Here is a 5,565-nt window from a genome sequence, read left to right on the forward strand (position 1 = left end):
GTCGTCGGGCCGTTCCGGTGGCGGCTGGTCGTCGGGCGGTGGCGGCGGCGGGTTTTCGGGCGGCGGCGGCTCGTCCGGTGGTGGCGGTTCTTCTGGAAGCTGGTGAGACACAACATGGCAACACGACCGATCAGCCCCGGGGATCATGACCGCATCGCCAAAGCGATCCGCGCCGCCGAATCAAAGACCGACGGCGAAATCTACTGCGTTGTGGCCTATGCCAGTGACGGCTATTTCTTTCCGGCGGCCTTTATGGCGACGCTGGCCATGCTCGTAGTCAGCCTCGCCGTCAGCTACGGGCTGGAAGCATGGTGGCTGTCGATCCGCGTGCCGCATTTCGTCATCGCGCAGCTTCTGGCGATGGTCTCGGTGCTTGTCCTGTTGTGGGCGCTGCCCGGCTTGCGCATCCACCTGGTGCCGAGGCGGCTGCGCTACCAGGCCGCGCATGCCAATGCGATAAAGCAGTTCCTCGCCCGCAACGTCCACCGCACCACGGCGCGCACCGGCGTGCTGGTGTTCGTTTCGTTTGCCGAGCACTACGCCGAAGTGATCGCCGACAGCGGCATCGACAGCCGTGTCGGCCAGGATGTCTGGGACAGCGTCGTCCGCGATCTTACCGCGCATGCCCGCGACGATCGTCTCGCCGACGGCTTCATCAAGGCGATCGAAGCGACGGGCGCGGTGCTGGCCGAGCATTTCCCGGTTTCTACCGGCGACAGCAACGAGCTGGACGACCATCTGGTCGAGATCTAAGAGCCTGCCTGCAAACGCTGCTCTGCCGGACGCCTGACGCGATTTTCTGCGCTTCCGATGCTCACGGACCCAGCGCATGACCCCGGAAACCGAGATCGGTTTCTGGAAAAGGATCATGCGCAATTGAAAGCGTTAGAGCGTCCTATGCGCGTCCAATTGGACGCGCGGCGCTCTAATGTCCGCTGCGCTTCGGCTCTCAAAAACCGCGCCATTCGCCTCGGCAGTGCGCGTTTTCAGACAGGCTCTTTCGTATCGCAGGCACGTCTATCGTCTGTGCGAAAGCTTGGGAGCCGCTCACCGGACTCTTGCAATCGGGCGATGCGGGTTTATGGTTAACCAATCATGAAGACGCTGAGTATCGACATCAGGAAAGCCGAGCCGCGCGACGCAAGCGCCATCGCCGACGTGCACCTGCTGGCCTGGCGCGGCGCCTACTCCGGCATCATCCCGCATCGCACCCTGACATCGATGATCAACCGCCGCGGCGCCGACTGGTGGGCGAACGCCATCCGGCGTGCCGCCACCGTTCTGGTCGTCGAGATCGGCGGCAAGGTCGCCGGCTACGCGACGATCGGCAAGAACCGCGCCCGCGAGCTCAAGCAGCAGGGCGAGATTTACGAACTTTACGTGCGCCCGGAATACCAGGGCATCGGGCTCGGCAGCCGGCTATTCTCGGCCGCACGGGCGCGACTGGCGGATCATGGCCTGAAAGGCATGGTGGTGTGGGCACTGGAAGACAATCAGAACGCGCTCACCTTCTATGCCGGCGCCGGCGGCCGCGATGTCGCCGAGGGCGTCGAGATCTTTGAGCAGAAGGCTCTGAAGAAGGTCGCCTTCGTCTGGGAATGACGGCTCGACACGCCTCTCGCTAACACCCCTCAGCTGCTTTCAGTACCATTCGCCGCATTGCACCATGCGCCGCTGGCCGCTATCGGTCTCCTATCAAAAGAGGGACAAAAGCCATGCGTATCGAAGCAATCGCCATCGGAAAGAACCCGCCGGAGGACATCAACGTCATTATCGAGGTGCCGATCGGCGGCGAGCCGATCAAGTACGAGATGGACAAGGAGGCCGGCACGCTGTTCGTCGACCGCTTCCTGCACACTTCGATGCGCTATCCCGGCAATTACGGCTTCGTGCCGCACACGCTGTCAGGTGACGGCGACCCGATCGACGTGCTGGTCTGCAACACGCGCGCGCTGGTGCCGGGCTGCGTCATCAATGTGCGGCCGATCGGCGTGCTGGTGATGGAGGACAATTCCGGTCTGGACGAAAAGATCATCGCGGTGCCTTCGCCCAAGCTGACGCTGCGCTACGAGAACGTCACCGAATACACGCACCTGCCCGACATCACCCGCCAGCAGGTGCAGCACTTCTTCGAGCACTACAAGGATCTCGAACCCGGCAAATGGGTCAAGATCGAGGGCTGGCACGACGCCGCCTACGCCAAGAAGATGATCGTCGAGGCGATCGAAAGGGCCAAGGCAAGCAAGTAGCCGAACGCCCGAACTTGACCGAATGGGCTGTCGCCGGTTGAGGTTGGCCGAAGCCCCTCAGCTTCGTCATCCTCGGGCGGAGCAAGGAGCGTAGCGACGCAGCGCAGACCCTGGGATCCATGCCGTGACGTCAAAGCGCCGCAACGGTGCAGAATTCTGGTCCGCTGCGCACTTCGGTTGATGTCACGGAATGGATCCCAGGGTCTGCGCTCCGCTTCGCGTCGCTCCGCCCAGGGATGACGAAGTCAGTTATCGACGCGGCCGAAATCGGGTGCGTTGCCGATAACCACGCGCTTGTCCTTGCCGCAGGCAAAGGTGCGTGCCTTCTCGTCGGCGAGTTTTCGCGCCTCATCATTGGCGGCCGGATTGCCGGTGGCCAGCACCAGGCCGACGGTGCAGCCCTCATAGTTCTCCGGCTGGGCGACCTTGGCGACGATCAGCACGTCGGTTGGTTTGTTCTCCCCCTCGGGATTGCTGATCGAGCGACGGTGGATGACCGCGAAAGGAATGGCAAGATCGCCGTTCGTCTCGATGCGCCACGCGAGTTTGGGTGCAGCCGAATTGAAGGCGATGAAACTCTCCCAGACCGCGGTCATGTCGCTGGAGGGAAAACCATAGAACAGCGATTCCCGGGCATCGTCGTAGGCGATCAGCACCGGGTAGCCGCGATAGCCCGAACAGGCAAGACTGGCCCAGTCGCCTTCGCCTTCTTGCGCCTGCGCGTAGGTCACGCAGTCCTTCTTCCAGTCGAGATCGGTGTAGGCGCTGGAAATGTCGCCGGCCTGGGCAGCTTGGCAGAGGCCGGCAAGGGCAAGCGGGATCGTCAAAAGGCTACGCATCGCGGACAACTCCGTTTCGAGGCTGCCGCACGGTATCGTTAAACGCTATTTCTTCAAGCTCGCTTCGATCAGCAGGTCGGCGTTCCGGGCCACAGACTTCGCCGGTCCGCCGGCACCGAACAACTGGCCGCTGATATAGGCACCTTCGATCAGAAGCAGCAGCCCGTCGCCCAGTGTATCGGCGTCGCCGGCACCCATTGCCGCTGCCATGGCGCGCAGGCGTCGTCGCAATTCCTGTTTGTTGGCCTCGCTCACCACGCGGGCCGGGTGGGCATGTTCGGGATATTCGACAGCCGCATTGGTCATGCCGCAGCCGCGATAGTCTGGCTTTTGCGTGCGCTTGCCGATGCGTGTCAGGAAGGCAGCGATCTGCGCGCGCGGATCGCCGGGATGGGCAGCCACCGCCTCGTCGAAGCGGGCCCAGAACTCCAGGTCGTATTGCCGGAGATAGGACGCGGCCAATTCGTCCTTGGAGGGAAAGCTGCGATAGAGGCTGGGCTTGGTGACGCCGGCACGCCGCACGATCTCGTCGACGCCGATCGCCCTGATGCCTTGTCGGTAGAACAGGTCGCGGGCAACGCGAAGGATTTTTTCGCCGGCCCGCGGAGATGCCACTTCATCCGCTTTGATCGTTGGTTCAATGTTTTTCATCTTGGATGTGCCGTGGCCTGCTTGACAATGTTACCGATCGGTACGTATCACTCGGTGCAATTGCAACGTACCGGTCAGTAACATGATAGCTCAATCCCGTCCGTTTGGCCAGCGCTACGCTTTCGTCGTGGTCGCCGTCATTTTCCTCTGCCTGCTGATCGCGGCGGGCCTGCGGTCGGCGCCGGCCGTCATGATGCTGCCGCTGGAGGAGAATTTCGGCTGGCGGCGCGATGTCGTTTCGCTCGCCGCGGCCATCGGCATCTTCCTCTACGGCCTGACCGGGCCGTTTGCTGCGGCACTGATGGAACGGATCGGGCTGCGCCGCACGCTGCTGGCGTCGCTGGTGTTGATGTCGGGCTCGACGGGGCTCAGCCTGTTGATGACCGAGCCGTGGCACCTGCTTCTCACCTGGGGCGTATTCTCCGGCGTCGGTTCCGGCGCGGTCGCCACGGTGCTCGGCGCCACCATCGTCAACCGCTGGTTCAAGACCAATCGCGGCCTCGTGATGGGACTGATGTCGGCCTCCGCCGCCACCGGCCTGCTGGTGTTCCTGCCGCTGCTCGCCGCGCTCGCCCAGTCGGGCGGCTGGAAGCCTGTCGCCATCGCCATTGCGGTCGCCACTGCCTGCCTCGTGCCGCTGGTCTGGCTGCTGGTGCCGGAGCGTCCGGCTTCGATCGGCATGGTGCGCTACGGCGCTGACGCCGACGACGTGCCGCCGGTTGCGCCGGCCTCGCAGGGCAATTTTCTCACGCACACACTCAGCACGCTGCGCCGTGCCGCCGGCACCCGCGTGTTCTGGTATCTGTTCGCCACCTTCTTCATCTGCGGCTTCACCACCAACGGACTGGTCGGCACGCACCTGATCGCGTTTTGCGGCGACATGGGTATCGGTCAGGTGCAAGCCGCCGGCCTGCTGTCGCTGATGGGCATCTTCGATCTGATCGGCACGACGCTGTCGGGTTGGCTCACCGACCGCTTTGACCCGCGCAAGCTGCTCGGCGTCTATTATGGCATCCGCGGCCTGTCGCTGATCTATCTGCCTTATTCCGGCTTCTCGTCGACCAGTCTGATCATCTTCGCCGTGCTCTACGGATTGGACTGGATCGCCACCGTGCCGCCGACGCTCAGGCTGTCGAACGAGGCGTTCGGCGACCGCAGCGGGCCGATCGTCTTCGGCTGGATCGTCGCGGGCCATCAGGTGGGTGCTGCGGCCGCCGCCTTCTTCGGCGGCACCATGCGTGAATTGCAGGGCAATTACGAGCTTGCCTTCCTCATCGCCGGCATGACGGCGATAGCCGCAGCCTGCATCTCGCTGTTGATCAACACCAGCCGTCCAGCCTTCGAGCCGGAACCGCAGGCGGCCTGAGTTGTGACGGCTGAGCGCTAAATTCCCCCCTTGGGGGGAGATGGCCGCGAAGCGGCCAGAGGGGGTCGGTCCGACCAGGCTCGGCGCCTTATCGCAGACGCAGGTGGTCGGTGCTCCACGCGAGACGACCCCTCTGTCGCCTTTGGCGACATCTCCCCCTCAAGAGACCCTCAAGAGAGATTCGCCAGTCTGTTGGTTGTAACGAAACCTTCATGGTTTCGAGATGTGCCTGAAACATTGAGGCTGGACTTTGGCGGCGACGTTCAACGCCATCCAGGAGACAGCCATGAACAAGATTTCGATGACCCGGCGCGCCTTCGTTACGTCCGTGAGCGCCGCCGGCCTCGTCGGCGTATCGGGCCTCGCGCTTCCCTATTATTCGCGCGCCAATCAGCGGCCCGCCTTCACCCATGGCATCCAGTCGGGCGATGTCGACGCAACCAGCGGCGTGGTGTGGACT

At 63.5% G+C, this 5,565-nt stretch carries 6 protein-coding genes and 1 pseudogene; 5 read left to right on the forward strand and 2 right to left on the reverse strand.

Annotated features, from left to right (window positions below):
- Window positions 1–114 precede the first annotated feature (114 nt).
- The 3 genes from EOA78_RS34865 to ppa all read left to right on the forward strand — a co-directional run bounded on the left by EOA78_RS34865 (window position 115) and on the right by ppa (window position 2,249).
- Window positions 115–753, forward strand: coding sequence for a TPM domain-containing protein (locus tag EOA78_RS34865; RefSeq protein WP_127320200.1), 639 nt, complete (start codon window positions 115–117; stop codon window positions 751–753).
- A 342-nt stretch (window positions 754–1,095) separates the two neighbouring features.
- Window positions 1,096–1,602 carry a GNAT family N-acetyltransferase gene (locus EOA78_RS34870; RefSeq protein ID WP_029349110.1) on the forward strand — a complete coding sequence of 169 codons (507 nt, stop codon included), beginning with the start codon at window positions 1,096–1,098 and terminating at the stop codon, window positions 1,600–1,602.
- Between the two features lie 113 nt (window positions 1,603–1,715).
- Complete coding sequence (gene ppa, locus EOA78_RS34875) at window positions 1,716–2,249, forward strand: inorganic diphosphatase (protein WP_023800478.1); 534 nt, start codon at window positions 1,716–1,718, stop codon at window positions 2,247–2,249.
- A gap of 245 nt (window positions 2,250–2,494) precedes the next feature.
- Here the strand turns inward: ppa and EOA78_RS34880 are convergent, their stop codons facing one another.
- Window positions 2,495–3,088, reverse strand: a complete 594-nt coding sequence (locus EOA78_RS34880; RefSeq protein WP_127320202.1) for a hypothetical protein — start codon at window positions 3,086–3,088, stop codon at window positions 2,495–2,497.
- Window positions 3,089–3,133: 45 nt separating this feature from the next.
- Window positions 3,134–3,739, reverse strand: a complete 606-nt coding sequence (locus EOA78_RS34885) for a TetR/AcrR family transcriptional regulator (protein ID WP_127320204.1) — start codon at window positions 3,737–3,739, stop codon at window positions 3,134–3,136.
- A gap of 82 nt (window positions 3,740–3,821) precedes the next feature.
- Between EOA78_RS34885 and EOA78_RS34890 the strand changes: the two genes are divergently transcribed.
- Window positions 3,822–5,105: an MFS transporter gene (locus EOA78_RS34890; protein WP_127320206.1), complete on the forward strand. Its 1,284-nt coding sequence runs from the start codon at window positions 3,822–3,824 to the stop codon at window positions 5,103–5,105.
- A gap of 286 nt (window positions 5,106–5,391) precedes the next feature.
- Window positions 5,392–5,565: pseudogene (locus EOA78_RS38030) on the forward strand (alkaline phosphatase); the annotation flags it as partial.

The organism is Mesorhizobium sp. M5C.F.Cr.IN.023.01.1.1, assembly GCF_003997585.1.
Lineage (GTDB): Bacteria > Pseudomonadota > Alphaproteobacteria > Rhizobiales > Rhizobiaceae > Mesorhizobium > Mesorhizobium wenxiniae.

Coding starts and splice junctions, on each gene's coding strand:
- EOA78_RS34865 (WP_127320200.1), top strand. CDS start 115: ATGGCAACACGACCGATCAGCCCCGGGGATCATGACCGCATCGCCAAA.
- EOA78_RS34870 (WP_029349110.1), top strand. CDS start 1,096: ATGAAGACGCTGAGTATCGACATCAGGAAAGCCGAGCCGCGCGACGCA.
- ppa (WP_023800478.1), top strand. CDS start 1,716: ATGCGTATCGAAGCAATCGCCATCGGAAAGAACCCGCCGGAGGACATC.
- EOA78_RS34880 (WP_127320202.1), bottom strand. CDS start 3,088: ATGCGTAGCCTTTTGACGATCCCGCTTGCCCTTGCCGGCCTCTGCCAA.
- EOA78_RS34885 (WP_127320204.1), bottom strand. CDS start 3,739: ATGAAAAACATTGAACCAACGATCAAAGCGGATGAAGTGGCATCTCCG.
- EOA78_RS34890 (WP_127320206.1), top strand. CDS start 3,822: ATGATAGCTCAATCCCGTCCGTTTGGCCAGCGCTACGCTTTCGTCGTG.